28 protein-coding genes, 2 tRNA genes and 2 pseudogenes are annotated in these 24,086 nt (G+C 55.6%); 8 read left to right on the top strand and 24 right to left on the bottom strand.

The window, feature by feature from the left end; genetic code table 11:
- Window positions 1-5: 5 nt before the first annotated feature.
- Window positions 6-296 carry a hypothetical protein gene (locus RYC17_RS02600; RefSeq protein WP_122281731.1) on the bottom strand — a complete coding sequence of 97 codons (291 nt, stop codon included), beginning with the start codon at window positions 294-296 and terminating at the stop codon, window positions 6-8.
- Window positions 297-453: 157 nt separating this feature from the next.
- Here RYC17_RS02600 and RYC17_RS02595 point away from each other — a divergent pair.
- Together RYC17_RS02595 and RYC17_RS02590 are read left to right on the top strand one after the other, a co-directional pair.
- Window positions 454-613, top strand: a pseudogene (locus RYC17_RS02595) (site-specific DNA-methyltransferase); the annotation flags it as partial.
- Window positions 614-699: 86 nt separating this feature from the next.
- Window positions 700-1,552, top strand: a pseudogene (locus RYC17_RS02590) (IS5 family transposase).
- Between the two features lie 642 nt (window positions 1,553-2,194).
- Here the strand turns inward: RYC17_RS02590 and RYC17_RS02585 are convergent.
- The 12 genes from RYC17_RS02585 to thrS all read right to left on the bottom strand — a co-directional run bounded on the left by RYC17_RS02585 (window position 2,195) and on the right by thrS (window position 11,843).
- Window positions 2,195-2,269, bottom strand: a tRNA-OTHER gene (locus tag RYC17_RS02585).
- Between the two features lie 519 nt (window positions 2,270-2,788).
- The gene (locus RYC17_RS02580; RefSeq protein ID WP_410478446.1) at window positions 2,789-3,481 is read right to left on the bottom strand and encodes a DUF4225 domain-containing protein; all 693 of its coding nucleotides are present in this window, start codon (window positions 3,479-3,481) and stop codon (window positions 2,789-2,791) included.
- Window positions 3,482-3,576: 95 nt separating this feature from the next.
- Window positions 3,577-4,071 carry a type VI secretion system tube protein Hcp gene (locus RYC17_RS02575; RefSeq protein WP_316902469.1) on the bottom strand — a complete coding sequence of 165 codons (495 nt, stop codon included), beginning with the start codon at window positions 4,069-4,071 and terminating at the stop codon, window positions 3,577-3,579.
- Window positions 4,072-4,392: 321 nt separating this feature from the next.
- Window positions 4,393-4,469, bottom strand: a tRNA-Pro gene (locus RYC17_RS02570).
- An 88-nt stretch (window positions 4,470-4,557) separates the two neighbouring features.
- Window positions 4,558-4,914: a MerR family transcriptional regulator gene (locus RYC17_RS02565; RefSeq protein WP_002553165.1), complete on the bottom strand. Its 357-nt coding sequence runs from the start codon at window positions 4,912-4,914 to the stop codon at window positions 4,558-4,560.
- A complete protein-coding gene (gene ihfA, locus RYC17_RS02560) occupies window positions 4,895-5,197 on the bottom strand; it encodes an integration host factor subunit alpha (protein WP_002553164.1) in 303 nt (100 codons plus the stop codon). Before ihfA ends, RYC17_RS02565 begins: the two co-directional genes overlap by 20 nt.
- 3 nt (window positions 5,198-5,200) lie before the next feature.
- Window positions 5,201-7,579, bottom strand: coding sequence for a phenylalanine--tRNA ligase subunit beta (gene pheT, locus RYC17_RS02555; protein WP_316902467.1), 2,379 nt, complete (start codon window positions 7,577-7,579; stop codon window positions 5,201-5,203).
- A 28-nt stretch (window positions 7,580-7,607) separates the two neighbouring features.
- Entirely contained in the window at window positions 7,608-8,624 is a 1,017-nt protein-coding gene (gene pheS, locus RYC17_RS02550; RefSeq protein ID WP_002553162.1) for a phenylalanine--tRNA ligase subunit alpha, read from the bottom strand.
- Window positions 8,625-8,728: 104 nt separating this feature from the next.
- Window positions 8,729-9,085 (bottom strand): 50S ribosomal protein L20, encoded by a 357-nt coding sequence (gene rplT, locus RYC17_RS02545; RefSeq protein ID WP_002553161.1) that lies wholly within the window; start codon window positions 9,083-9,085, stop codon window positions 8,729-8,731.
- Window positions 9,086-9,114: 29 nt separating this feature from the next.
- Window positions 9,115-9,309, bottom strand: a complete 195-nt coding sequence (gene rpmI, locus RYC17_RS02540; RefSeq protein ID WP_002553160.1) for a 50S ribosomal protein L35 — start codon at window positions 9,307-9,309, stop codon at window positions 9,115-9,117.
- Window positions 9,310-9,369: 60 nt separating this feature from the next.
- Window positions 9,370-9,921 carry a translation initiation factor IF-3 gene (infC, locus tag RYC17_RS02535; protein WP_170855886.1) on the bottom strand — a complete coding sequence of 184 codons (552 nt, stop codon included), beginning with the start codon at window positions 9,919-9,921 and terminating at the stop codon, window positions 9,370-9,372.
- Window positions 9,921-11,843: a threonine--tRNA ligase gene (gene thrS, locus RYC17_RS02530; protein ID WP_316902465.1), complete on the bottom strand. Its 1,923-nt coding sequence runs from the start codon at window positions 11,841-11,843 to the stop codon at window positions 9,921-9,923. Before thrS ends, infC begins: the two co-directional genes overlap by 1 nt.
- A 360-nt stretch (window positions 11,844-12,203) precedes the next feature.
- Between thrS and RYC17_RS02525 the strand changes: the two genes are divergently transcribed.
- Both RYC17_RS02525 and RYC17_RS02520 read left to right on the top strand, forming a co-directional pair.
- Window positions 12,204-12,509: a hypothetical protein gene (locus tag RYC17_RS02525; protein WP_057412273.1), complete on the top strand. Its 306-nt coding sequence runs from the start codon at window positions 12,204-12,206 to the stop codon at window positions 12,507-12,509.
- Between the two features lie 295 nt (window positions 12,510-12,804).
- A complete protein-coding gene (locus RYC17_RS02520) occupies window positions 12,805-13,017 on the top strand; it encodes a cold-shock protein (protein WP_003315566.1) in 213 nt (70 codons plus the stop codon).
- A gap of 65 nt (window positions 13,018-13,082) precedes the next feature.
- Here RYC17_RS02520 and RYC17_RS02515 read toward each other — a convergent pair whose 3' ends face one another.
- Window positions 13,083-13,430 (bottom strand): I78 family peptidase inhibitor, encoded by a 348-nt coding sequence (locus RYC17_RS02515; RefSeq protein ID WP_058407608.1) that lies wholly within the window; start codon window positions 13,428-13,430, stop codon window positions 13,083-13,085.
- A 310-nt stretch (window positions 13,431-13,740) separates the two neighbouring features.
- Here RYC17_RS02515 and RYC17_RS02510 point away from each other — a divergent pair, with 310 nt between their 5' ends.
- Window positions 13,741-13,935, top strand: a complete 195-nt coding sequence (locus RYC17_RS02510) for a hypothetical protein (RefSeq protein ID WP_002553154.1) — start codon at window positions 13,741-13,743, stop codon at window positions 13,933-13,935.
- Between the two features lie 27 nt (window positions 13,936-13,962).
- On the opposite strand, the gene RYC17_RS02505 is transcribed toward RYC17_RS02510, so the two are convergent.
- The 8 genes from RYC17_RS02505 to RYC17_RS02470 all read right to left on the bottom strand — a co-directional run bounded on the left by RYC17_RS02505 (window position 13,963) and on the right by RYC17_RS02470 (window position 21,354).
- A complete protein-coding gene (locus RYC17_RS02505) occupies window positions 13,963-14,988 on the bottom strand; it encodes a nucleoside hydrolase (protein WP_057402304.1) in 1,026 nt (341 codons plus the stop codon).
- A 22-nt stretch (window positions 14,989-15,010) separates the two neighbouring features.
- Window positions 15,011-15,415, bottom strand: a complete 405-nt coding sequence (gene rbsD / locus RYC17_RS02500; RefSeq protein ID WP_044323545.1) for a D-ribose pyranase — start codon at window positions 15,413-15,415, stop codon at window positions 15,011-15,013.
- Entirely contained in the window at window positions 15,412-16,332 is a 921-nt protein-coding gene (gene rbsK / locus RYC17_RS02495) for a ribokinase (protein ID WP_122259694.1), read from the bottom strand. Before rbsK ends, rbsD begins: the two co-directional genes overlap by 4 nt.
- Before the next feature lie 30 nt (window positions 16,333-16,362).
- Window positions 16,363-17,379: a LacI family DNA-binding transcriptional regulator gene (locus RYC17_RS02490; RefSeq protein ID WP_060403660.1), complete on the bottom strand. Its 1,017-nt coding sequence runs from the start codon at window positions 17,377-17,379 to the stop codon at window positions 16,363-16,365.
- Between the two features lies 1 nt (window position 17,380).
- Window positions 17,381-18,373 carry an ABC transporter permease gene (locus RYC17_RS02485; RefSeq protein WP_002553148.1) on the bottom strand — a complete coding sequence of 331 codons (993 nt, stop codon included), beginning with the start codon at window positions 18,371-18,373 and terminating at the stop codon, window positions 17,381-17,383.
- Complete coding sequence (locus RYC17_RS02480) at window positions 18,370-19,923, bottom strand: sugar ABC transporter ATP-binding protein (protein WP_057402301.1); 1,554 nt, start codon at window positions 19,921-19,923, stop codon at window positions 18,370-18,372. The genes RYC17_RS02485 and RYC17_RS02480 overlap by 4 nt, the downstream gene beginning before the upstream one ends.
- A gap of 53 nt (window positions 19,924-19,976) precedes the next feature.
- On the bottom strand, window positions 19,977-20,897 hold the full coding sequence (locus RYC17_RS02475) for a sugar ABC transporter substrate-binding protein (protein WP_371217791.1): 921 nt from the start codon (window positions 20,895-20,897) through the stop codon (window positions 19,977-19,979).
- 232 nt (window positions 20,898-21,129) lie between these two features.
- Complete coding sequence (locus tag RYC17_RS02470) at window positions 21,130-21,354, bottom strand: YgdI/YgdR family lipoprotein (RefSeq protein WP_005746777.1); 225 nt, start codon at window positions 21,352-21,354, stop codon at window positions 21,130-21,132.
- A 134-nt stretch (window positions 21,355-21,488) separates the two neighbouring features.
- Between RYC17_RS02470 and RYC17_RS02465 the strand changes: the two genes are divergently transcribed.
- The 3 genes from RYC17_RS02465 (at window position 21,489) to RYC17_RS02455 (ending at window position 22,917) form a co-directional block, all read left to right on the top strand.
- Window positions 21,489-21,740, top strand: coding sequence for a DUF1654 domain-containing protein (locus tag RYC17_RS02465; protein WP_316902462.1), 252 nt, complete (start codon window positions 21,489-21,491; stop codon window positions 21,738-21,740).
- Between the two features lie 4 nt (window positions 21,741-21,744).
- Window positions 21,745-22,446: an endonuclease gene (locus RYC17_RS02460; protein WP_058400205.1), complete on the top strand. Its 702-nt coding sequence runs from the start codon at window positions 21,745-21,747 to the stop codon at window positions 22,444-22,446.
- Between the two features lie 234 nt (window positions 22,447-22,680).
- Complete coding sequence (locus tag RYC17_RS02455; protein ID WP_122259691.1) at window positions 22,681-22,917, top strand: DUF6555 family protein; 237 nt, start codon at window positions 22,681-22,683, stop codon at window positions 22,915-22,917.
- Window positions 22,918-22,994: 77 nt separating this feature from the next.
- Here RYC17_RS02455 and map read toward each other — a convergent pair whose 3' ends face one another.
- Entirely contained in the window at window positions 22,995-23,786 is a 792-nt protein-coding gene (gene map / locus RYC17_RS02450) for a type I methionyl aminopeptidase (RefSeq protein WP_058400204.1), read from the bottom strand.
- Window positions 23,783-24,040 (bottom strand): ParD-like family protein, encoded by a 258-nt coding sequence (locus RYC17_RS02445; RefSeq protein ID WP_002553140.1) that lies wholly within the window; start codon window positions 24,038-24,040, stop codon window positions 23,783-23,785. Before RYC17_RS02445 ends, map begins: the two co-directional genes overlap by 4 nt.
- Window positions 24,041-24,086 lie beyond the last annotated feature (46 nt).

The following is a 24,086-nucleotide window of genomic DNA, read 5'->3' as shown; positions in this document are numbered from 1 at the left end:
TGAGATCAGGACGCTTTGAAAGCCTTCAGATCCATCTTGGCTTTAACCATGAGGTCTGGAGTCATAGGCCTCCCCTGATTATCTAAAAGCACTGGGGTGCATGCACAGCGACAGCGCACACGGTTATCCCCCTCTGCCCACCAATCAAGCATCTCCTGCCCAGAGAAGAGCTCACCATGCCTTTCAACATGATGTTCTCTGCTGGTGGGTGTCAGAGCCGACAGGTGCATGAATTTCACAGGTATGCCGAGACGCGCTGAATCAGAGATGTCGTTCTGTAGCTTGCGAATCCGCATTTCATGGAGTTCTGAATCAGAAATTCTACCGACCAAGATTGCGCTCCTCGTTAAGACCCTCATAAAGTTAATAGACCACTTAATCAACTCACGCCACCTTTATGAATTCGATATGAGCCAGCGCCATCAGATACGGATAGGCGACTGCATCGACATAATGCTCACGCTGCCAGATGAAAGCGTGCATACGTGCGTGACCAGCCTGTGTGCCAAGGTCTGCGTGATTATGGCGTAGAAGGCCAGATTGCTCGGCCGAGTTAATGGCTCGGCTGGTCGATGTGTTTCGCGAAGTGCGCCAAGTGCTTCGCGCTGACGGAGCGTGATCGTTGCACGAAGGCTCACTAGTTTTTGTACGAAAAGTCGGCTGGGGTAGAATTGCCGCCATGATTGGCTGGAGGCCCGCATGGCAAAGCGCTACGAACTCTCTGACGCATCGTGGGAATTGATCAAGGATCTGGTTTCTCCCGAGCAGAAAATGGGTCGCCCACGTAGCGATGATCGTCTGGTACTCCACGGTCCTTTGGGTTTTGTGCTCGGGTGCTGCCTGGCGAGATCTGCCGGAACGCTTTGGGCCCTGGTCGACGGTGTATCAGCGTTTTCGTGACTGGCGCGATAACGGTACGTTCGACCGTATACTGGAACGCTTGCACATTCGACTCAACCAGGAAGGACTGATCGATCTGGACACCTGGATAATCGACTCCACGGCGGTACGTGCAACCCGAGCCTCTTCAGGCGCCGGAAAAAAAGGGGGGCCTGAAGAAGCGCTAAACCATGCTCTGGGGCGCAGTCGAGGCGGCCTGACAACCAAGATTCATATGGTTTGCGACGCTAATGGCGTGCCATTGCGCTTCATGCTGTCACCGGGACAAGCCAGCGATATAGCCCACGCCCAGCCGTTGCTGGATCAGGTGCGCATTCCCGGTAAGCCGGGGCGACCACGCAAACGCAGTAGATGGTTACTGGCTGACAAAGGCTATGACGCAGAATACCTGCGTTACTAATGCGACCGTTACCGAATACAGCCTGTGATCCCGCTACGCGCCATGCCACGCAAACCCCGGCCTGGCTTGCCCCGACTTTTTGATCGTCCAAAGTAGCGGCAGCGCAACATCATTGAGCGGATGTTTGGCTGGCTAAAAGAGAACCGCCGAATCGGCACTCGCTACGACAAGTTGGCCAAGAGCTACGCAGCCATGGTCACGCTGGCCTGCAGCCTACGTTGTATGCAGCAATACTTTTCGTACAAAACCTAAAATTAACCCAAGTATGCGGGCTTGCTTTTAGCTCCTATCTACTATTGATTCTTTAGTAAATCTCAAAAAACTTTGCGGGAGGATTACTTGTTATGTGTTGATCGTGTAAAGTCGAGCCACGACGATTCCTCGCTAAGCCAGGACGTCCTAGGGGGGTGACTCTTCCGACTGCAGCTCAGTCAAGCTGCTTAAGGTGAAAGTGGATGAGCCCGTTCCCGGCTGTGCCGATCGGATACCTCAGACATTTAAGCTACTGCTTGCGGCCATTCGCGGTAAGCCAAAAGCAAGCGCCCGGCATGGCGCTTTACAAATAACCAACCCTTAAAAGTTGGCAGCGCTGTCAGCACCTAGCAGGGCTATTGCCATGTTCAAGTTGCGGACAAAAGCGGTACAGGTAGAAATCAGTCTCTGGGCGTTGGCGTTTCTTGCCAGCGGTATCATAGACGAGTTTTTTCCTTAGGCTGACGGAGGGCGGGGATACCTGCCCTCCTGATCCTAAAACATACAGATTAATACCGGGCACGGAGGCGTCTAATCAACAAATCAGACGAAGATCGCCTTAGCAAAAATCTAATGCCACGTAAAACTCACGCACATGAAAAAGCCCAACCTTCTCAGATTGGGCTAAGTCATTGAAAAATATGGTCGGGACGGAGTGATTCGAACACTCGACCCCTAGCACAAAATCATTAGACCACTACAGTTCACTACACCCCACCTATTACCCTGGAGGACGCTGGCACAGGGCTGTGCCTCTTCTAAAAAGCGACAAGTCTTTTATGTGCAAGCAAGCAGCGCAAGGGGGTTTCAGCCACTACAAGCAGAACTGGCAAGATCAACAACCCTAGATGCTCAACCCCGACGCCGGGTTAAGGGATACGTTTATCGGGGGCAAGGCCACCTCTCGATCAGCCCTGAAATCAACAGTATTGGACATGGCCAAGCGTACGTAATCGGCATACTGAGCGACTCATTATTGAGTCTCTAATTAACTAAGAAAAACTGTATATTGCAGACATGCACATCAAAGCCTGTTTATTTTTTTATGGAACAACTTAATACAAAAAAAAGAAATAATAATAAAACACAGCGCAACTATAAACCTAGCCACAAGAACACTAAGATCAAAAAAATAATTAAGGAGAAGCAATATCCATACTGAATGAAAAGCAGCGCACGCAATCGCGAAAAAATAAACTCTTGCGTGTGAAAAAAATCGCCCAGCTTTTTGTCGGTTCACTGCTTTTGCATTCCGTCTACTGTGATGGTATCGGCGGCTCTATCTATGACCAATACAGGTACTGACGTGCTTCGATATGCACGAACATAGTCAGTTCTAATATATCTAAATAGCCGCCAGGAATCCGGCTTTAAAACCAGCTTCGTGACCCCATATACAGACATCGCAAGGTCGGCTGACCCGTAGGCCATATTTCCTTCTCGTGCTCCGTAACCAACTGCTTTCGCTGCTGCTTGGTATCCCTTTCTTACTGGGCCCTCTGTATCACTACGCCCCTCCCAAAGGTTGCGCCCGTTTTCATAAACGTTATTTGCACCATGAGCCATAATTGGTACACCTGCAACGAGGCACAGCGTACCTAAAGAGCCATAGCAAATGCCCGCACCAGCTCCGAATTGCATTGCTCCGGCGACTACTCCAACGCCTTTTTTGGCAACCTCCCATGACTGGGCAAACAAGCTATCTTGTTCATCTTTTATTTCTTTTAGCCCCTGCTCAGGACTTTTTTTACCTTCAGAAACATCATTAACAATACTTTTTGCGTAATAAGAGACTTCACGATTGAATTGCAATCGCAGAATGCCATTATCAATATGCTTAATACCTAATGTACAGGCTTGCTCTCCTAGCTTTTCAGCGGCGGCACTAACCATCAAATAGCTTGTGCGATTTTCGTCTGTTGGTTTCATACTTCACCCCTCCAAATGACGTATGTGCCGCTAGTCATACATCTACCCCTGAGATTAAATCTTCCACTTTATCTGTTGACACTGAATCCATTCGCCTACGCAAATGGCTTATTCGCAGTCCTGTCCCAGCCACCAGAAACGATACCGGCACTACCACCATCAGCGCGGCGTTGTTGTGAATATTCAAATTTAATGCGGCCATAATTCAGGTTTACTACTTCTACAGGGAAGCCTGACTGGTCGGCACCTTGACCGCTTACTAATGAGATCAGGACCTCTTCAAGTACGATATCCAGATACTTGAATTTTTCAGTTCCTGCACGATGGATTCGAATGGTCACATTTTTGATATGCGAACCCCTACAGCAAAGCTCAAATAGCTTAGGGGTGGCTCTATCCACATATTTACTGATCTGGAAATCGCCAAGGGAAACCCCTCCAGCAGTAGCCCCTCCATTCGAGCTGGCAGTCTGACTGATGGACTGCATGGCGTTGTAGTGGTAGGAAAGCAATTCGACCCAACCTTTGTGCCCATCGTCAAGAGACTCGCCCTCAACACCATCAACCTTCATAAACGCATCAAAAGACATAGAACTCCCTGTTCTTCGAAAAAATGGAAAAATCAGCCACACTTTAGTACTGCTGCAGAATCATTACCACTTTAAAATTCTACAACCACCTTCCTTGCCCTATCCGTCCCTCAGCGGAGCATCCCACAGCGAAGCGCAGGACCAATACTCAGATCCTGGATACATGACCTAGGCTGCAAACATGGTGTCAGAAAATGATCACACGGGCCGTTTGTGACAATTTGGAAAAGGTGATAACCATCGAGAGACAGCAAGTCACTCAAAACTCACGCACATGAAAAAGCCCAACCTTCTCAGATTGGGCTAAATCACTGAATTATATGGTCGGGACGGAGTGATTCGAACACTCGACCCCTAGCACCCCATGCTAGTGCGCTACCGGACTGCGCTACGCCCCGACTAGGCGTGTATCTGTTTTGCAACCTGCGAAAACGTTGAGAAATATACCCTAAGCGTTTGAATTTTGGAAGTATCCTGCTTGCTCAATTACGCTTTGAGCATAACCAGTACGTCTTCCAGCTCGGCAATCATCTGCCGGATCATCTGCTTGTACTGCTGGGTATCGTCCTTCGGTTCACCGGTGGTAAGACGAAGTCGGGCACCACCAATGGTGAAGCCCTGATCGTAGAGCAAGCCGCGGATCTGACGGATCATCAGCACGTCCTGGCGCTGATAATACCGGCGGTTTCCGCGTCGCTTGACGGGGTTGAGCTGAGGAAACTCCTGCTCCCAATAACGCAAAACGTGCGGTTTTACCGCGCAGAGCTCGCTAACCTCACCGATGGTGAAGTAGCGTTTGCCGGGGATCGGCGGTAGCTCATCGTTATGACTTGGTTCCAGCATATGCCTCAACTCGGGCCTTCAGCTTCTGCCCTGGACGAAAGGTGACCACACGGCGCGCCGTAATCGGAATTTCTTCACCGGTCTTGGGATTTCTCCCAGGCCGCTGGCGCTTGTCTCTAAGGTCGAAGTTGCCGAAACCTGACAACTTCACCTGCTCGTTATCTTCCAGAGCGTGCCTGATTTCTTCAAAAAACAGTTCAACCAGTTCCTTGGCTTCCCGTTTATTCAGGCCCAGCTCTTCGTACAGACGTTCGGCCATCTCAGCTTTCGTCAGAGCCCCCATACGCTACTTCCTTAACGTGGCGTTTAACCTCTCCTCAAGCGAGGTGAGGATAGCAAGTGTCGTTGCGTTTACCTCATCGTCATTAAGAGTGCGCGATGGATGCTGCCAGGTCAAGCCGACTGCAAGGCTTTTTCTATGTGGATCAATGCCTTTACCCTGGTAAACATCAAATAACCTGAGGTCTGTGAGCCACTCGCCTGCATTTTCACGAATAACGTCCAGAACCGCACTGGCCGAAACGTCGCGATCAGCCAGCAAGGCCAGGTCGCGACGCACTTCCGGGAAGCGCGAAAGCTCGTGGAATTTCGGCAGACGGCCTGTCGATACTTCAGCCAGAACCAGCTCGAAAACAAAGACCGGACGATCCAGGCCCAGGGTTTTCGACAGTTCCGGGTGAATGGCGCCCAGGAAGCCGACTTCGCGACCATCGCGCTCGATGCGAGCTGTCTGGCCTGGGTGCAAGGCGGGATGCTGGCCCGGTGTGAAGGTGAACTCACCCAGCGCACCGGCAAAACCCAGAACCGCTTCTACGTCAGCCTTGACGTCGAAGAAGTCGACCGCATCACGGCCTTGCGCCCAACCTTCCGGCAGACGGCTGCCGCATACCACACCCGCCAGCATCGGCTCTTGCTTCAAGCCGTCAAGCTGACCGACGAAACGCAGGCCGCTTTCGAACATGCGTACGCGGTCCTGCTGGCGGTTGAGGTTGTGTTGCAGCGCTTTGACCAGACCGGGCCACAGCGAGGCACGCATGGCCGCCATGTCGTTGGAGATCGGGTTGGCCAGCAGCAAGGGCTTGGCACCCGGCGTGAACAGTTCGAACCATTTCGGGTCGATGAAGCTGTAGGTAATCGCTTCCTGATAACCGCGGGCAACCAGCAGGCGACGCAGCTCGGGCAGATCGCCCTTGGCTTCGGCCTTGGCCTGAGGAGCAAGACGGGCTTGCGGGTAACGGACCGGCAGACGGTTGTAGCCGTACAGACGTGCCAGTTCTTCGATCAGATCGACCTCAAGGCTGATGTCGAAACGATGACTTGGCACTTCTACACGCCACTGGCCGTCGGCTTCGGCAGCGACAGCAAGGCCCAGACCTGTCAGCAGACGCTCGATTTCGGCGTTTTCAATGACCAGACCGAGCATCTGCTCGACGCGACTGGCGCGCAACGTAACCGGAGCAATCGATGGCAAATGCTGTTCGCTGACCACTTCTGTTATCGGACCAGCCTCACCACCGGTGATTTCCAGCAGCAGGCCGGTCGCCCGCTCCATGGCCTCACGGGCCAGCTGCCAGTCAACACCACGCTCGTAACGGTGCGAGGCATCGGTGTGCAGACCATAGGAACGCGCCTTGCCAGCCACCGAGATGGTGTCGAAGAAAGCACTTTCCAGGAAGATATCGCGAGTACCGGCAGTTACGCCGCTGTGCTCGCCACCCATGACACCGGCAATTGCCAGAGCACGCTGGTGGTCGGCAATGACCAGGGTGTCAGCACGCAGGCTGACTTCCTGACCGTCGAGCAGAACGAGCTTCTCGCCCTCCTCCGCCATGCGCACACGAATGCCACCGTTGATTTCGGCCAGATCGAAAGCATGCAGAGGCTGACCCAGCTCGAGCATCACGTAGTTGGTAATATCGACAGCGGCATCGATGCTGCGCACGTCGGAACGACGCAGACGCTCGACCATCCACAGCGGAGTAGGACGCGACAGATCAACGTTGCGGATGACGCGGCCCAGGTAACGCGGGCATGCAGCCGGAGCCAATACTTCGACCGGGCGCACTTCATCGTGCACAGCGCTGACAGCAGCGATCTGCGGACGGGTGACGTCAGTGGCGTACAGCGCACCGACTTCACGCGCCAGACCTGCTACTGACAAACAGTCGCCACGGTTCGGGGTCAGGTCGACCTCGATGCTGGCGTCGTCCAGGTTCAGGTAGACGCGAATGTCCTCACCGACCGGCGCATCGGCGGCCAGCTCCATCAGGCCATCATTGCCCTCGCCGGCCTGCAACTCGGCAGCCGAACACAGCATGCCGTTGGACTCGACGCCACGCAGCTTGGCTTTCTTGATCTTGAAATCGCCCGGCAGCTCGGCACCGATCATGGCGAACGGAATTTTCAGACCGGGGCGCACGTTTGGCGCGCCACACACAACCTGAAAGGTTTCGCTGCCATTGCTGACCTGGCACACGCGCAGCTTGTCGGCATCGGGGTGCTGTTCGGTGCTCAGCACCTCGCCCACGACCACTCCACTGAAAACGCCGGCGGCCAGCGTGACGCTGTCAACCTCAAGACCGGCCATCGACAGACGAGCAACCAGCTCGTCGCGGGAAACCTGCGGGCTTACCCAGCCACGCAGCCATTGTTCACTGAATTTCATCCTGCTCTCCTGAAAGGTTCGTTACGACTTAGCGAAATTGCGCGAGGAACCGCAAATCGTTGTCGAAGAACAGGCGCAAATCATTGACGCCGTAACGCAGCATGGCCAGACGCTCTACGCCCATGCCGAACGCGAAGCCCTGAAACTCTTCAGGGTCGATACCCGACATGCGCAGCACGTTCGGGTGGACCATGCCGCAGCCCATGACTTCAAGCCAGCCAGTCTGCTTGCAGACACGGCAGCCCTTGCCACTGCACATCACGCATTCCATATCCACTTCTGCCGACGGCTCGGTGAACGGGAAATACGAAGGACGGAAGCGCACGGCCAGTTCTTTCTCGAAGAACACCCGCAGGAATTCTTCGATGGTGCCTTTCAGGTCGGCAAAATTGATGTCGCGATCAACCAGCAGACCTTCGATCTGGTGGAACATCGGCGAGTGGGTAATATCGGAGTCGCTACGGTACACACGGCCTGGGCAGACAATGCGGATCGGCGGCTGTTGCGATTCCATGGTGCGGACCTGTACCGGTGAGGTATGGGTGCGCAGCAGCATGTTCGCATTGAAATAGAAGGTGTCATGCATCGACCGGGCCGGGTGATGGCCTGGGATGTTGAGCGCCTCGAAGTTGTGGTAATCGTCTTCCACTTCAGGGCCTTCGGCGATGCCGTAGCCAATGTGCGTGAAGAATTGTTCGATACGTTCCAGAGTACGGGTAATCGGGTGCAGACCACCGGAGGTCTGGCCGCGGCCCGGCAGGGTCACGTCGATGCATTCGGCAGCGAGTTTGGCAGTCAGTTCCGCCTGCTCGAACGACGCCTTGCGTGCATTGAGAACCTCTGTGACACGCTCCTTGGCAACGTTGATCAGCGCACCGACTTGCGGACGCTCTTCAGCTGGCAGGTTCCCCAAGGTCTTCATCACCTGAGTCAACTCGCCTTTCTTGCCGAGGTAGTGAACCCGGATTTGCTCCAGGGCATTGATATCTTCGGCGCTTTGCACAGCCTCAAGAGCTTGAGAGACCAGCGCGTCCAGGTTTTCCATGTACAGACTCCAGATACAAAATAGGGGAAGAGCTGAAGGCTCTTCCCCTATTTATGACGTTTAACACCGACCCCGGAGAACCGGGGCAAGTGATTGTCGGGGACTTAGGCCAAAGTGGCTTTAGCTTTCTCGACAATCGCAGCAAACGCCGCTTTTTCGTTCACTGCCAGATCAGCCAGAACCTTACGGTCGATCTCGATGGACGCTTTTTTCAGGCCAGCAATGAAACGGCTGTAGGACAGACCGTTAACACGAGCACCAGCGTTGATACGAGCGATCCACAGAGCGCGGAACTGACGTTTTTTCTGACGACGGTCACGGTAGGCGTATTGGCCTGCCTTGATTACCGCTTGCTTGGCAACACGGAATACGCGTGAACGCGCGCCGTAGTAGCCTTTTGCAAGTTTCAGAATTTTTTTGTGACGCTTACGGGCAATGACGCCACGCTTTACACGAGCCATGAGTTACTTCCTCTATATCTTGATCAAAATTAACGAAGGCGCAGCATGCGCTCGACTTTTGCCACGTCAGACGGATGCAGCAAGCTGCTACCGCGCAGTTGACGCTTACGCTTTGTCGACATTTTGGTCAGGATGTGGCTCTTGAAAGCGTGCTTGTGCTTGATGCCGTTGGCGGTTTTCAAAAACCGCTTAGCTGCACCACTTTTAGTCTTCATCTTTGGCATGTTCGGATACTCCGCATTCAGTTGATAAATATAACCGCAAGGCCTGCCGTGCCCTGGTGGTTATTTCTTCTTTTTCGGGGCGATGACCATGATCAGCTGGCGTCCTTCCATCTTAGGATGCTGTTCGACGGAACCGTATTCGAGCAGGTCACCTTCAACCCGCTTCAACAGCTCCATACCCAGCTCCTGGTGGGCCATCTCACGACCGCGGAATCTCAACGATACCTTGGCCCTGTCCCCGTCACTCAGGAAACGTACCAGGTTGCGTAGTTTTACCTGGTAATCCCCTTCCTCCGTCCCTGGACGAAACTTGATTTCTTTAACCTGGATCTGCTTCTGGTTTTTCTTCGCTGCAGCAACCTGCTTCTTCTTCTCGAAGATCGATTTGCCGTAATCCATCACACGGCAGACAGGAGGAAGTGCGTCGGCAGAAATCTCTACCAGATCCAGCTTAGCCTCTTCGGCAATACGAAGCGCTTCATCAATCGAGACGATGCCAATCTGCTCGCCGTCAGCGCCAATTAAACGAACCTCGCGGGCCGAGATATTTTCATTGATCGGGGCCTTGGGTGCAGCTCGTTTATCTTGTCTCATTTCACGCTTAATAATAATTACTCCGTATCTTGGCGACCACGCCGGGAAACCGCTTGTGCGAGGAATTCAGCGAATTGGGCAACCGGCATCGAGCCAAGGTCAGCGCCTTCACGTGTACGCACAGCGACAGTTTGCATTTCAACCTCCCGATCTCCAATCACGAGGAGATAAGGAACCTTGAGCAAAGTATGCTCGCGGATTTTAAAGCCGATCTTTTCATTTCTCAAGTCGGACTTGGCACGAAACCCGCTTTCAGCCAGAGTTTTTTCCACTTCAAGGGCAAAATCGGCCTGTTTGTCAGTGATATTCATGATCACTGCCTGGGTAGGCGCCAGCCAGGCTGGAAACGCGCCTTCGTAATGCTCGATCAGAATTCCGATGAAACGCTCGAAAGACCCCAGGATCGCACGGTGCAACATGACCGGATTCTTGCGACTGTTGTCTTCCGAAACGTACTCGGCGCTCAAACGGATCGGCAAGTTGAAGTCCAGCTGCAAGGTGCCGCACTGCCAGACCCGGCCGAGGCAGTCCTTGAGGGAAAACTCGATTTTCGGACCGTAGAACGCGCCTTCGCCCGGCTGCAGATCATAGGGCAGACCAGCACTGTCGAGCGCAGAGGCCAGCGCCGTCTCGGCACGGTCCCAAAGCTCGTCGGAGCCTACACGCTTTTCAGGGCGAGTGGACAATTTGAGTTCGATGTCCTTGAAACCGAAATCGGCGTAGACATCCTGCGTCAGCTTGATGAATGCGGCAGATTCGGCCTGCATCTGATCTTCGGTACAGAAGATATGAGCATCGTCCTGAGTGAAGCCACGCACACGCATGATGCCGTGCAAGGCCCCCGACGGTTCGTTACGGTGGCAGGCACCGAACTCGGCCAGACGCATCGGCAGCTCGCGGTAGCTCTTCAGGCCCTGATTGAACACCTGCACGTGGCAAGGGCAGTTCATCGGCTTGATCGCGTAGTCGCGGCTCTCGGACTCGGTGGTGAACATGTTGTCAGCGTAGTTGGCCCAGTGCCCGGATTTCTCCCAGAGCGAGCGATCGACCACTTGCGGGGTCTTGATCTCGAGGTAGCCATTCTCGCGCTGCACTTTGCGCATGTATTGCTCGAGCACCTGATACAGGGTCCAGCCCTGCGGATGCCAGAACACCATACCCGGCGCTTCTTCCTGGGTATGGAACAGGCCTAGGCGCTTGCCGATCTTGCGATGATCGCGCTTTTCGGCTTCTTCGATGCGCTGAATGTAGGCAGCCAACTGCTTCTTGTCAGCCCACGCAGTGCCGTAGACACGCTGCAACTGCTCGTTCTTGGCGTCACCGCGCCAGTAGGCACCGGACAGCTTGGTCAGCTTGAACGATTTCAGGAAACGCGTATTCGGCACGTGCGGACCACGGCACATGTCGACGTATTCTTCGTGGTAATACAGGCCCATGGCCTGTTCGTTCGGCATGTCTTCGACCAGGCGCAGCTTGTAGTCTTCGTGACGGGCGGTGAACACCTCGATCACTTCAGCGCGCGGGGTGACTTTCTTGATGACGTCGTAATCTTTTTCGATCAGCTGCTGCATGCGCTGCTCGATCGCCGCCATGTCGTCAGGCGTGAACGGGCGCTCGTAGGCGATATCGTAATAGAAGCCGTCGTCGATCACCGGGCCGATGACCATTTTTGCAGTCGGATACAACTGCTTGACCGCATGCCCGACCAGGTGAGCGCAAGAGTGACGGATTATTTCCAGTCCTTCCTGATCCTTGGGGGTGATGATCTGCAGGCTGGCATCGTTTTCGATCAGGTCGCAGGCGTCAACGAGCTTGCCGTCAACCTTGCCGGCCACGGTGGCCTTGGCCAGCCCGGCACCGATTGAAAGCGCGACATCGGCTACGGAAACCGCATGATCGAATGAACGTTGACTGCCGTCGGGAAGAGTAATAGTTGGCATGGCGCCTCCTCTCCTAGTGGTGACCCCTACCAAAGGTCACGTGGGTTGGGATGAGCCAGTACGTGATCCGGTGGTATGCCTGCCTCACAGTGGCAGGAGCCTTGGGGCCAACCTTGAACCGGACCAGATGACTGGAATGTACGAAAAACCTGCCTGCGTCGCGTCCAAAGCCATCAGCAATGGGGACACTTGAAAATAACAGGACGCGCATCCTAGCACAGCTCGGCCGACACCGGACGTCCATATGCGTAAATCACACCAAATAACACGTCACCTGAACTGGCAGGCGTGATGGGCGTCTTAACCAGTCAGGATCCTGTACGTTTCCTTGTTCACTAAAGTCAGCAAAAGGAGAACACCATGAAGCTTTCCCGTCTGTCCGCACTCCTCGCCTGCGCCGCCGTCCTGGCCCCTTGGGGCGCTCAGGCCGCCATGGAAAAAACCGTGCAAGACACGTTCACGCAGGAATGCATCGCCGCGGCGAATCAGCACAAGCAGGATGCCAAGGCCGCACAAGCTCATTGCGATTGCAGCGCCCGGGTAGTGAACAAGGAGTTTTCTCAGCAGGAAATTGAAGCGTTGAGCAGTACCGATCGCGCTCCCGCCCCTGCATTGACGCAAAAACTGCAGAAACTGGTTGCCGAAAACTGCACCAAATCAAAATAAATCATTTTTTTTAACTCGGTAAAGCAGCCGCCTGAAATGCCGAGAGCTACGCCCCGCCGCTAACCTGAAAGCCTTGCAGAGCGGGGCTTTCAGCATATCCTGCACAGTCTTGATGCAAGGCAATCAGAGACATCATTTAGCCACTTTACGTGTATGACGCTTTGCATATGCAGGGGCCCGGGCTAAAGAGATCACCTTAGTAGCTGTCTTTTTGCGCATTTCGACTATGATAGGCCCGTGTGCCCAGTTGGCCTGAGCAGCACGTTATTGAAAATTATGTTTCTGGAGATACACCATGTCTAATCGCCAAACCGGCACCGTAAAATGGTTCAACGATGAAAAAGGCTTCGGCTTTATCACTCCACAGGGTGGCGGTGACGACCTGTTCGTACACTTCAAAGCAATCCAGAGCGACGGTTTCAAAAGCCTGAAAGAAGGCCAGACCGTTACTTTTGTTGCGGCTAAAGGCCAGAAAGGCATGCAAGCAGAAGAAGTTCAGGTAGCCTGATTCACCTGACATAAAAAAACCCCGTCACTGACGGGGTTTTTTATGCGCCACAGAAAAGTGCCGACTCAACCGCAGTTGATGCGCGTCACCTTTCCCGAAACGTCGGTATTGACGTTTACCCGCTCGGATCGGTATTCCAGCGTGACCATGTCGTCAGGCCCGAGAATGCGGGCATCCTGAGAACCGGTACGGGCGCGCACTTGTGACAGAAGGTCGATGGACGCTGGCTTGCCGATTGCGAACTGGCCAAGCCCTGCATCACAACGGCCAGGTATGGCGTTGGCGTTACTGGCGGATGCGGGAGCGTCTGCCTTGACGGACGCTTCAGCGTCCTTATCAGAGGACGTGCTGCTGCATCCTGCCAGCAACGACGCCACGACCACAAAACCCAATGTTGCGAACTTCCGGGGCATACACCCTCCTCTGCCAATAAAACATTCCAGACCTGTCCGACCGCGCTCAGACGCGTTGGTTGCACAACTCTAGTTGAGAAGCCATCGGCAACCTGTTGATCTGCCTGGGCCGAGAGTCTGCCTTGGGATCACACAGGGCGCGCGGTGAAATCGTCACAAAACGTTTACAACCTATGGCCATAGACTCTGACTATCGGGATGAGATGTAAGTAGAAGTGTCAAAATGTGCGCGGAATGGTTTACTGCGAGAGACGCAAGCGCCGGGAAGCGAACAGCGTAGTGCGTGACCCTTCACTGGAGATCAACAGACATGACAGCCATAACTCTGGATGCAGACATCAAGGCCAGATGGCCTCAGGGCCACTGCTCGCACAGCCCCGGAAACCCGGAAGAGCTGATGATCATTGCCGTCGACCTGCTGATCAAGGAACTGGGCACCGAGGGTGCCCGCGCCTTCATCAGCCAGGTACTGAGCCGTTATGCCACGGCAGGGCTGCCGGTCTGATGCACCTGTTGCAGCCCGCGTGATGGGTTACTTCAGTCGCGCCAGACGCTCGGTCAGCAGATCGAAGAAACCCTGAGCGTCGCCATTCTCGACCCAGAATACATTCTGCGGCTGCTTGAGCGTGCCGTACCAGTCAGCCACTGTCTGACCGAAACCAATGCCCTCGCGGGTGTCGACCGCAACGTTGATCTGCCGCCCGGAAAACAACTCGGGCTTGAGCAACCAGGCAATGACACTGGCGTCGTGAACCGGACCACCGGGCAAGCCGTAATGCTCCATGTCCAGTTTGACGTATTCATTGAGAATGCCGTCGACCAGCTTGCCGGCGTTATTGCCCAATGCGGCAATCTGCTTGAGGCGTTGTTCGCTGGTCAGGATCTTGTGGGTCACGTCCAACGGTACGTAAGTAAGCTTCACACCACTGGCCAGAACGATCTGCGCAGCATGCGGGTCAGCAAACAGGTTGAATTCGGCAACCGGCGTAATGTTACCGCCGTTGAAATGCGCGCCCCCCATGACCACCACTTCCTTGATGCCCTGGGTGATTTCCGGTGCCTGCACGAGCGCCAGCGCCAGGTTGGTCTGCGGACCGAGCATGGCGATAGTGATGCTGTGCGGCTTGGCCTTGCTCAAGGTGCGGATCAGGTAATCGACTGCATTACCGTCGGCCAACCCCTTGGCTGGCTCATGCACGGGCACGCCGGGCAACCCTTCCTGACCGTGAACGTTTTCGGCGTAGATAGGTGTGCGCACCAACGGTTTGGGCGCACCGGCATACACCGGCACTTCTTCACGCCCGGCCCATTCACGCGCCAGCCTGGCATTGCGCGAGGTCTTGTCCAGACGGACGTTGCCGGCCACGGTGGTGATCGCCATCACGTTCAATTCTTCGGGTGACGCCAGCGCCAGCAGCAACGCAACGACGTCGTCCGCGCCAGGGTCGGTATCGATGATCAGATCACGCTTTTCTGCCGCCTGAACGGCAGCGCTACTCAGTATGGACAAGAGCAATGCTCCACGAATGAACTGTCTGGAAAACTGCATCAACGTCATATGAAACTCCCTTTCTTGATAGCTAGAACACAACTCCGGAAACCAGCGCCACATTACTGTACGGCTGGCATTCTCCGGTACGGATGATTGCCTTGGCCTTGCGGCTCAATACTTTCAGGTCCTCATGGCTTATCCAGCGCTGCTGACCCAATTGATCATCGAGGTTCAGGCTTTCGATGACCTGCAATGCGGGAGGTTTGACCTCGGCCATTTCGTTGGCCAGCACATGGCTTTCGACCTGCATCTCACTCAGCACCACGTCCAGCACACTGACGAAATCAGGTACGCCGCGAGTCAGCGCCAGGTCGATCAGCTCGACGCCTGCCGGTACTGGCATTCCAGCGTCGACGATCATCAGGATGTCGCCATGCCCCAGCGACGCAATGACGCGAGACAGGGCAATGTTGAGTAGCGGGGTCTTTTTCATAGTGAATCGAATTCCTTTACTTCCTCGAACGTCGGGATGGACGGCTGGGCACCCGCGCGGGTCACGGATATGGCTGCCGCGGCCTGACCGAATCGAATGGCCTGCGATTCACTCTGACCCGCCGCCAGTGCTGCGGCAAAACCACCGACAAAGGTATCACCTGCAGCGGTGGTGTCCACGGCCTGTACACGACGCGCAGGGATATGTTCCACGCCCGCAGCACTGGCGAACAGGGTTCCGCGCTCACCCAGGGTAATGATTACGTTGCGCGCCCCGGCAGCCAGCATGGCCGCTGCCGCCTCTTCAGCCGCCGCCGAGGAGTCGACAGTCACACCGGTCAGGGTCTGCGCCTCACTTTCATTGGGGATCAGATAGTCGATAAGGCCATACCAGTTTGCCGGCAAAGGCTCGCTGGCCGGGGCAGGATTGAGAATGACGGTCTTGCCCAGCGCGCGGGCGCGGGCCAGGGTGTGGAAAACTGTTTCAGTCGGCACTTCAAGCTGGCAGATGACGATCCCGGAACCCGCCAGCAATGCGTCGAAACGCTCGATCAATGCCGGAGTGAGCCGACCATTGCCTCCGGCAACGATGACAATTGCATTCTGACTGCTGGCGTCGACCACAATCGAAGCGATCCCGGTGGACACGCCTTCAACGACCGTCACGGCCTGACAGTCGATATGCTCGGCCAGCAGTGCTGCACGCAGTTGCTCCCCGTAGGCATCGGCACCCACACAGCCGATCATCGCCACACTGCCACCCAGGCGCGCTGCGGCAACTGCCTGGTTGGCGCCTTTACCACCAGGCACGGTGTCGAACGTCTCCCCGCTCAGCGTCTCGCCGGGGCGCGGCAGACGCTGGGCGCGGATGACCAGATCCATGTTCAGGCTGCCCACTATCACTATTTTTGCTTGCATGGCTCATTAATCCGTTGCTGTGCGTGCGCGTCATTCATTGGACAAAGTGTTCGGCGCTGCCGTGGACTCGCGCACCACGACGCAAGGCGTCACGAGTCTTTTTTCGACAGGAACTGTATGCGGTGCGGCGATTCGGTTTAACAACATTTCGGCGGCGGTTTCGCCCAGCTGCATGATCGATTGCCCCACGGTGGTGAGGGCCGGATAGACGTAGCGGCTCATCTGAATGTCATCAAAGCCGATGACCGACAGATCCTGAGGCACGCGAATCGAACGTTCGGCGGCAGCGCGCAGCACACCGATGGCGATGACATCGTTGCCGGCAAAGATCGCTGTTGGCGCATGCCCGGCCAGTAGCAGGCCCGCAGCTGCGTGGCCAGCCGAACTGGTAAATTCGCTGTGCACCGCCCAATCCGGGCCGACCTCGACAGATGCCTGCTGCATGGCCCGCCGATAACCCGCCAGGCGCATCTCGGCAACCATGCTGTCACGCGGCCCGCCAATGCAGGCAATGTGACGATGCCCCAGATCAAGCAGATGTCGGGTTGCCAGCCAGGCACCCTGCTCGTGATCGATGCGCACCATGTCAGCTTCGATGCCTTGCAGCTCGCGGTCGACGATTACCAGCGGCGTGCGCACCTCGGTGAGGCCACAGGCGACGCTGGCATCACCCGCCACAGACGAGACAATCAACCCGTCAACGCGCTTTTCCAGCAAAACACGCAGGTAACTGCGCTGCTTTTCCGGGTTGTCGTCGGAATTACAGAGGATCACGCAAAAACCGTTGCGCTCACAGTAGTCCTCGATGCCCCTCGCCAACTCGGCGAAATACGGATTCATACCGTTGGGAATCAACAGGCCGATAGTCGATGTGCTCCTGGCCTTCAGCGAACGCGCCACGGCGCTGGGCACATAATCGAGCTGCGCGATGGCCGCCTCGACCTTGAGCCTGACCGGCTCGCTCACCGGCCGGGTCTTGTTCAGCACATGGGAAACCGTGGTGTACGAGATTCCCGCCAGCGCCGCGACATCCTTGATAGTCGCCATATCAGCCCTGGCGCCGTGCCCGGTGACTGCGGTAGGTGTCCAGCACCACTGCGATCACAATCACCGCACCAGTGATGATGCGTTTGGTCGGCTCGGTCGCACCGATCTGCGCCAGGCCTGCGGCCAGTACCGAAATGATCAGCACGCCGAAAAAAGTACTGATGATCGAACCGCGCCCGCCCATCAGGCTGGTGCCACCGATCACGACGGCGGCAATCACTTGCAGCTCAAGCCCGGCACCGGCATTCGGATCAGCCGCTTCCAGTCGCGATATCTGAAACAGCGCCGCCACACCGGCCAGCAGGCCCATCAGCGAGAACACCAGAATCTTGTAGGGTTTGGGATTGATACCGGCCAGACGCACCGCTTCTTCATTGGTGCCGATGCCGATCAGGTAGCGACCAAAAACGGTACGGGTCAGCACCGCCTGAGCAATGAAAATAACCAGCAGTGCGATGATGAAGGACGGCGCGATACCGAACGCGATCGGGTCAGACAGCCAGGCGAACGAATCACCGATATAAGCGGTGCGCGAATTGGTCATCTGGTAGGCCGCGCCACGGGCCATCTCAAGCACACCGAGGGAGACGATGAACGAAGGGATGCGCCAGGCAACAGTAATGGAGCCGGTAATCGTACCGGCCAGGGTCGCGCAGGCGATGCCTAGCAAGGCGGCCGGGAACACACTCCAGCCCCAGCCCAGGATGGCCACACTCACAGCCGAAGCAGCCAGCGCCAACACCGACCCAACGGACAGGTCGATACCGCCGATGATGAGGATAAGCGTCATGCCGACCGACAGCACCATCAGGTCAGGGATCTGGTTGGCCAGCATGCTGAATGTCTGATAGGACAGAAAGTGATCGCTGAGCAGGGAAAACAGCACGATCATCACCAGCAGCGCACCCGCCAGCCCGATGTAAGTGCCAAGACCAAAGTAATTGCCGCCGCGACGGGCCGGCACGGTCAGCGTCGGAGAAGGAGTATTTTTCATGAGTCGTTCCTGGGCGCGGCGTCATTGAGCAGCGCGTCACGTTTCTGATAACCGGCAAAGGCAGCGGCAAGCAATTGGTCCTGAGTCCAGCTGTCGCGCTCGAACGTGTCGATCAGGCGACCGGCAGACAGCACACCGATACGATCGCAGATCAACATCAGTTCGCGCAGATCACTGGAAACCACCACCAGCGCCCTGCCCTGACGGGTCAATTCGGCCAGCAGCGCGTAGATATCGAATTTGGCACCGACGTCGATGCCTCGCGTCGGCTCGTCGAACAGCATCACCGGGCAATCACGTTCCAGCCAGCGACCGATCACGACCTTCTGCTGATTACCGCCTGACAGCTCGGAGACCAGCTGGTCCGGACTGGAACTGCGAATACGCATGGCAGCCACCTGGCGCTGCGCCAGCTTCAGTTCGTCATCGGTGTTGACCAGGCCTGCTCTGGAGATCGAATGCATATTACCCAGCGCAATGTTGGCGCTGATTGACTGCGACATCAGCAGTCCTTCGCTCTTGCGGTCTTCCGTGATCAGGGCAATACCGTGCTCGACGGCGTCCGAGGGTGAACGGATGGTGACGGCTTGCAGTGGCTGCCCAACTTCAATCGCACCACTGTCGGCAACATCTGCACCGTAGATCAGGCGCAGCAACTCGGTGCGCCCGGCACCGATCAGCCCGGAAATACCGAAGATTTCACCTCGTCGCACATCGAACGAAACATCCTGAACCTTGCCGGCACGACTGAGCCCCTTGACTGACAGCGCTACTTCGCCAATCTGCCGGGCGCCCATGTCCATGTGTTCGCCAAGTTCACGGCCGACCATCAGCGTGACCAGTTGCTCACTGTTGTAACGGGCAATCGGCTCGACGCACACCAGCTTGCCATCGCGCAGTACGGCTATGCGCTGAGACACTCTGGCAAGCTCCTCAAGCCGGTGGGAGATGTAGATGATCGAGACGCCACGAGCCTGCAGCCGCGTGATCTGCTCGAACAGCATTTCCACCTCGCGTGAGGTGAGCATGGCAGTAGGCTCATCGAGGATCAGCACATGGCAGTCGCCAACCAGATTGCGAGCGATCTCGACCATCTGCTGATGACCGATCCCCAAATCGCCGACCAGCGTATCGGGATCAATAGCGTCCAGACCCACTTGAGCCATAGCCTTGATCGCATTTTCACGCAGGCGCTTGCGGTCGATCCAGCCAGCACGACGCGGCAGGTCGTCAAGGAACAGGTTTTCGGCAACGGTCAGGGTCGGCAGCAGGTTGAGCTCCTGCATGACCATGCGAACCCCGAGCTTTTCGGCCTGGGTACGACTCACAGGTTCATAAGGCTGCCCTTGAAACTCCATGCGCCCGGTAGTGGGCGTCACCAGGCCGCCAATGATTTTCGACAAGGTGCTTTTACCGGCACCGTTTTCCCCGGTCAGGGCCAGCACTTCGCCACGCATCAACGTCAGATCGACGTCACCGAGCACGGGTTGAGCGTAGGTTTTACCGATACCACTGACCGAAAGAACAGCTGTCTGAACAGACGCTGACATACATTTCTCCCAGCGCCCGTCCTGCAAGGACGGGCACCTTTACGCGGCGTGGATCAAGGTTTGGTAACGAGTTCTACTGGCGTTTCGATGACGCCTTTTTCGTTGGTGTCGACCTTCTCGCCTTTGACCAGCTTCAACGCAGCTTCAATACCAAAGACCGCTTGTTTGGCTGCAAACTGGTCAGCAGTGGCCAGCACTCGGCCATCCTTGAGCATCGGTTTGATCGCGTTGATGTTGTCGTAACCCACCACAATGACCTTGCCAGCCTTGCCTGCTGCACGCACTGCAGAAACCGCCCCCAGCGCCATGCTGTCGTTGCCGGCCAGCAGGGCCTTCAGGTTCGGGTATTCATTGAGCATTGCCGAAGCAACGGCGTTGCCCTTGTCGATTTCCCAGTTGCCGGACTGTACAGACACAACCTTCATCTGCGCCTTGTCCATGGCATCCTTGAAACCGGCGGTGCGTTGCTGAGCGTTAGTGGTGGTCGGCACGCCTTCGATAATGCCGACTTCGTCACCGCTCTTGAGCTGCTTGGCCAGGTAGTCGCCTACCAGCTCGGCACCTTTGCGGTTGTCCGGACCCACGAACGGGATCATCAGGCTTTTGCTTTTGAGCACGTCGGGATCAAGCTGGTTGTCGATATTGACGACTTTGATACCGGCGTCTGTAGCTTTCTTGAGCACCGGCACCAACGCCTTGGAGTCGGCAGGCGCGATCACCAGGGCGTCGACTTTGGAGACAATCATCTGCTCAACGATACGAATCTGCGCAGAGGTGTCTGACTCATCCTTGATTCCGTTGGAAATCAGGTCGAAGTCGGTGGCGTGCTCTTTCTGATAAGCCTTGGCACCGTCTTCCATGGTCAGGAAAAATTCATTGGCGAGCGACTTCATCACCAATGCGACCTTGGGTTTTTCAGGCGTCTGAGCGTATGCAGCAGAGAGGGGCATGACTGCCGTGACAGCAGCGAACATGGCGACAGCGAGAAGGCGTCCAGCAAATGGCAGCTTCATGAGTTCATCTCCGATCTTGTGATTATTGTTCGGGCGAACGACGCAGGGTTGATGCAAGGCATCAACACGCAAACGTTTGCGAGGACTGAACTATGAAAAAACCCGCAGGGTTTGTCAATCCGTCGAAAATGAAATCTGTTTGTACTGCTCGCCCCCGACGCACAGGGAACGAGCATTAGCGTTCAGTCGGATTTCACTCCTCCGGTCTGACCGTAGCCACTTCGTCGGCCTTGATTCGGACTCTCTTGCCAGAGATGTCTTCAAACTCGTAGAAACCATCACGACTCTTGGTCTTGGGCATGTCCTTGGTGATGTATTGTGTGCCGTTCTGAAGCGTGACGACCGAAGGCGTGGAACAGCCTGCCAGCAGTACAGCAGTTGCGGCCAGTAACGGAAATGCCAGTGACTTGATATTCATGCGCGACTCCGGGAGCGTTGGTTTTTTCAAGACAATAGTGTGCCATTTCAAGCGCTTTATCTTACATAGATGTTGCGAAAGATCCGACACTGAAATACTGTATGCCCGTACAGCTAAAATCAGGAACCTTATCCGTGGCCAAACAAACCGCAGCGACCGCCTCCACTCCCGACCCTTACGAGCGCATGGGCATGCGGGTACAGAAGATCATCAACTCGCCTACCGCGCAGAAATCCAGGGCTGCCCTGCTTTTTCGTCAACCGGATGAGTCAGAGGACGACTGGGCGCAGCTTCTTGAAGAAATAGCCGAGAACGACAACGTCACCCTCGCCTGGCGCGACGATGGTGGCGTGCAAATATTCTGGACGTTGCCGAAGGAAGACTGACGGCATGATGTTTCGATTCTCGACACTGCTTTGCACCACCCTGCTCATCACCGCTTCATTCAGCGCTCAGGCCGAAGCTCCGCGTACTTTCAGCGAAGCCAAGAAAGTCGCCTGGGGGTTATACGCACCACAATCGACCGAATTTTACTGCGGCTGCAAATACACCGGCAACCGGGTCGATCTTGCGGGCTGCGGCTATGTCCCGCGCAAGAGCGCCAAGCGCGCCAGTCGTATTGAATGGGAACACATCGTTCCGGCCTGGCAGATCGGCCATCTGCGCCAATGCTGGCAGAACGGCGGGCGCAAAAACTGCACAAAGACCGATGCCGTTTATAAACGCGCCGAGGCAGACCTGCATAACCTGGTGCCCAGCATCGGCGAAGTGAATGGCGACCGCAGCAACTTCAGCTTTGGCTGGATACCCGAGCAAAAAGGCCAGTACGGTTCATGCCTGACGCAAGTGGATTTCAAGGCGAAAAAGGTCATGCCTCGCCCTTCCATTCGCGGCATGATCGCCCGCACCTACTTCTACATGAGCAAGCAATACAACTTGCGCCTGTCGCGCCAGGACCAGCAGCTTTATCAAGCCTGGGACAAGACTTATCCTCCCCAGGCCTGGGAGCGCCAGCGCAATCAGCAGGTCGCTTGCGTCATGGGACGGGGTAATGATTTTGTCGGCCCGGTAGACCTCAAGTCCTGTAAATGAGGCTTGCCTCAAAAAAGAAGATCTTCGTTTGGATGACCATTCGGTCATCCATTCATGCGTTTGAGTGAACCCAAAACCACTCATCGGACAACTGTTAACTACATCTCGAAACGACGCGATTTTCGCTCTACGATCTGAAGACAGCAGCGTGACCGGAGAAGGTTTCTCGCGCATGCCCCACTGGAATAATCACACTATTTTGATGGCATGCCGTCAGGCTCACGGGCAGGAAAGATGAATCATCAAACGGAATTTGAAATTCACTATCAGTTCAATGGCGAACCTCGTTGTTTCCTGCACAAGACCAGGCAAATGTGCCAGTGCGACGCATTGCACTGCGCAACGCTGCACGCCGGCGTTGGCACAGTGAGTGGCAATATGTCTGCAGGGCCGATAGGAATGGCGACCTTGCAAGCCGAGCGTTTTGGCGTAACAGAAGTACGCTGGAAAAGATCTTCGCCGCAATACTGAAACATCACCCCTGATCAAAAAAATGGCCTCTCGGGAAGGCCATTTTTTATGCACTCAAATCACCGGACCACTCACGTCTAAATGGCAGGATAATCGCCCGTCCCCTCAGGCCAGGGCGTCAGCAGTTCAAAACCGGTAGAGGTGACTGCAACCATATGCTCCCATTGCGCAGACAATGAAAGATCACTGGTCAGAACCGTCCAGCCATCCGGCAGAGTACGAGTACCGGCCCTGCCGGCATTGATCATCGGCTCGATGGTGAACACCATGCCCGGCTTCAGCCTGAGGCCTTTGCCCTGAGCGCCGTAGTGCAGAACCTGAGGCTCTTCATGGTACTTGCGGCCAATGCCGTGCCCGCAATATTCACGCACTACACTAAAGCCTTCACGATGAGCGATGCTCTGAATGGCATAACCGATATCACCCAGCGTTGCCCCGGGGCGCACTGCATGAATACCGGCGCGGGTTGCTTCGTAAGTCGTCTCGACAAGACGTTTTGCCAGGGGACTGACCTCACCGACCAGATACATACGGCTGGTATCGCCGTACCAGCCATCCTTGATGACCGCGACATCGATATTGACGATATCGCCATCTTTCAGAATATCGGTGGCAGAAGGTATGCCATGACAGACCACTGCATTGGGAGAGATACAGGTGGTCTTGGTAAAACCGTGATAGCCCACATTCGCGGGAATCACTTTCAGCTCTTTGACGATGTATTCGTTGCAGATATCGTCGAGCGCTTCGGTGCTGACGCCAGCCTTGACGTGAGGCGTGATCATTGCGAGCACATCGGCAGCCAGCCTTCCGGCTATGCGCAACTGCACAAGGTCCTGTTCGGTCTTGATACCGATGGCGCTGCTCATGAGGCCGCCTTGGAAAGGCTGGACGCAGAAAGCTCTGCAACGTTGAAGTTCGAAGCAGTCAGCACCGTGCCGCCTGCGTTCTCGATACGGATCAACATCTGGCAGATCTCGCTGTAATCCAGTGCCGGGTGCAATTCGGCAAGCATGCCGATGCGCATCCAGTGCTCAGCCTGCGCATTGATGGAGCGACTGAGCGCAACACTGGCAGAGCGCAGGTTGGCGTGCATGTTTTCGGAAATCTTTACCAGACCCATGATTCACCTCAAATTGAATATATGAAGCATATACGTTACATATACT

The organism is Pseudomonas syringae group sp. J248-6 (assembly GCF_032586995.1).
In the GTDB taxonomy this organism is placed as follows: Bacteria; Pseudomonadota; Gammaproteobacteria; order Pseudomonadales; family Pseudomonadaceae; genus Aquipseudomonas; species Aquipseudomonas amygdali.
This window is presented reverse-complemented; position numbering and strand designations above follow the sequence as displayed.

Bases quoted from the DNA above. Each gene is read 5' to 3' on its own strand.
- RYC17_RS02600 (WP_122281731.1), bottom strand. From the start codon at position 296: ATGCGGATTCGCAAGCTACAGAACGACATCTCTGATTCAGCGCGTCTC.
- RYC17_RS02580 (WP_410478446.1), bottom strand. From the start codon at position 3,481: ATGAAACCAACAGACGAAAATCGCACAAGCTATTTGATGGTTAGTGCC.
- RYC17_RS02575 (WP_316902469.1), bottom strand. From the start codon at position 4,071: ATGTCTTTTGATGCGTTTATGAAGGTTGATGGTGTTGAGGGCGAGTCT.
- RYC17_RS02565 (WP_002553165.1), bottom strand. From the start codon at position 4,914: ATGCTGGAACCAAGTCATAACGATGAGCTACCGCCGATCCCCGGCAAA.
- ihfA (WP_002553164.1), bottom strand. From the start codon at position 5,197: ATGGGGGCTCTGACGAAAGCTGAGATGGCCGAACGTCTGTACGAAGAG.
- pheT (WP_316902467.1), bottom strand. From the start codon at position 7,579: ATGAAATTCAGTGAACAATGGCTGCGTGGCTGGGTAAGCCCGCAGGTT.
- pheS (WP_002553162.1), bottom strand. From the start codon at position 8,624: ATGGAAAACCTGGACGCGCTGGTCTCTCAAGCTCTTGAGGCTGTGCAA.
- rplT (WP_002553161.1), bottom strand. From the start codon at position 9,085: ATGGCTCGTGTAAAGCGTGGCGTCATTGCCCGTAAGCGTCACAAAAAA.
- rpmI (WP_002553160.1), bottom strand. From the start codon at position 9,309: ATGCCAAAGATGAAGACTAAAAGTGGTGCAGCTAAGCGGTTTTTGAAA.
- thrS (WP_316902465.1), bottom strand. From the start codon at position 11,843: ATGCCAACTATTACTCTTCCCGACGGCAGTCAACGTTCATTCGATCAT.
- RYC17_RS02525 (WP_057412273.1), top strand. From the start codon at position 12,204: ATGAAGCTTTCCCGTCTGTCCGCACTCCTCGCCTGCGCCGCCGTCCTG.
- RYC17_RS02520 (WP_003315566.1), top strand. From the start codon at position 12,805: ATGTCTAATCGCCAAACCGGCACCGTAAAATGGTTCAACGATGAAAAA.
- RYC17_RS02515 (WP_058407608.1), bottom strand. From the start codon at position 13,430: ATGCCCCGGAAGTTCGCAACATTGGGTTTTGTGGTCGTGGCGTCGTTG.
- RYC17_RS02510 (WP_002553154.1), top strand. From the start codon at position 13,741: ATGACAGCCATAACTCTGGATGCAGACATCAAGGCCAGATGGCCTCAG.
- RYC17_RS02505 (WP_057402304.1), bottom strand. From the start codon at position 14,988: ATGACGTTGATGCAGTTTTCCAGACAGTTCATTCGTGGAGCATTGCTC.
- rbsD (WP_044323545.1), bottom strand. From the start codon at position 15,415: ATGAAAAAGACCCCGCTACTCAACATTGCCCTGTCTCGCGTCATTGCG.
- rbsK (WP_122259694.1), bottom strand. From the start codon at position 16,332: ATGCAAGCAAAAATAGTGATAGTGGGCAGCCTGAACATGGATCTGGTC.
- RYC17_RS02490 (WP_060403660.1), bottom strand. From the start codon at position 17,379: ATGGCGACTATCAAGGATGTCGCGGCGCTGGCGGGAATCTCGTACACC.
- RYC17_RS02485 (WP_002553148.1), bottom strand. From the start codon at position 18,373: ATGAAAAATACTCCTTCTCCGACGCTGACCGTGCCGGCCCGTCGCGGC.
- RYC17_RS02480 (WP_057402301.1), bottom strand. From the start codon at position 19,923: ATGTCAGCGTCTGTTCAGACAGCTGTTCTTTCGGTCAGTGGTATCGGT.
- RYC17_RS02475 (WP_371217791.1), bottom strand. From the start codon at position 20,897: ATGTTCGCTGCTGTCACGGCAGTCATGCCCCTCTCTGCTGCATACGCT.
- RYC17_RS02470 (WP_005746777.1), bottom strand. From the start codon at position 21,354: ATGAATATCAAGTCACTGGCATTTCCGTTACTGGCCGCAACTGCTGTA.
- RYC17_RS02460 (WP_058400205.1), top strand. From the start codon at position 21,745: ATGATGTTTCGATTCTCGACACTGCTTTGCACCACCCTGCTCATCACC.
- RYC17_RS02455 (WP_122259691.1), top strand. From the start codon at position 22,681: ATGAATCATCAAACGGAATTTGAAATTCACTATCAGTTCAATGGCGAA.
- map (WP_058400204.1), bottom strand. From the start codon at position 23,786: ATGAGCAGCGCCATCGGTATCAAGACCGAACAGGACCTTGTGCAGTTG.
- RYC17_RS02445 (WP_002553140.1), bottom strand. From the start codon at position 24,040: ATGGGTCTGGTAAAGATTTCCGAAAACATGCACGCCAACCTGCGCTCT.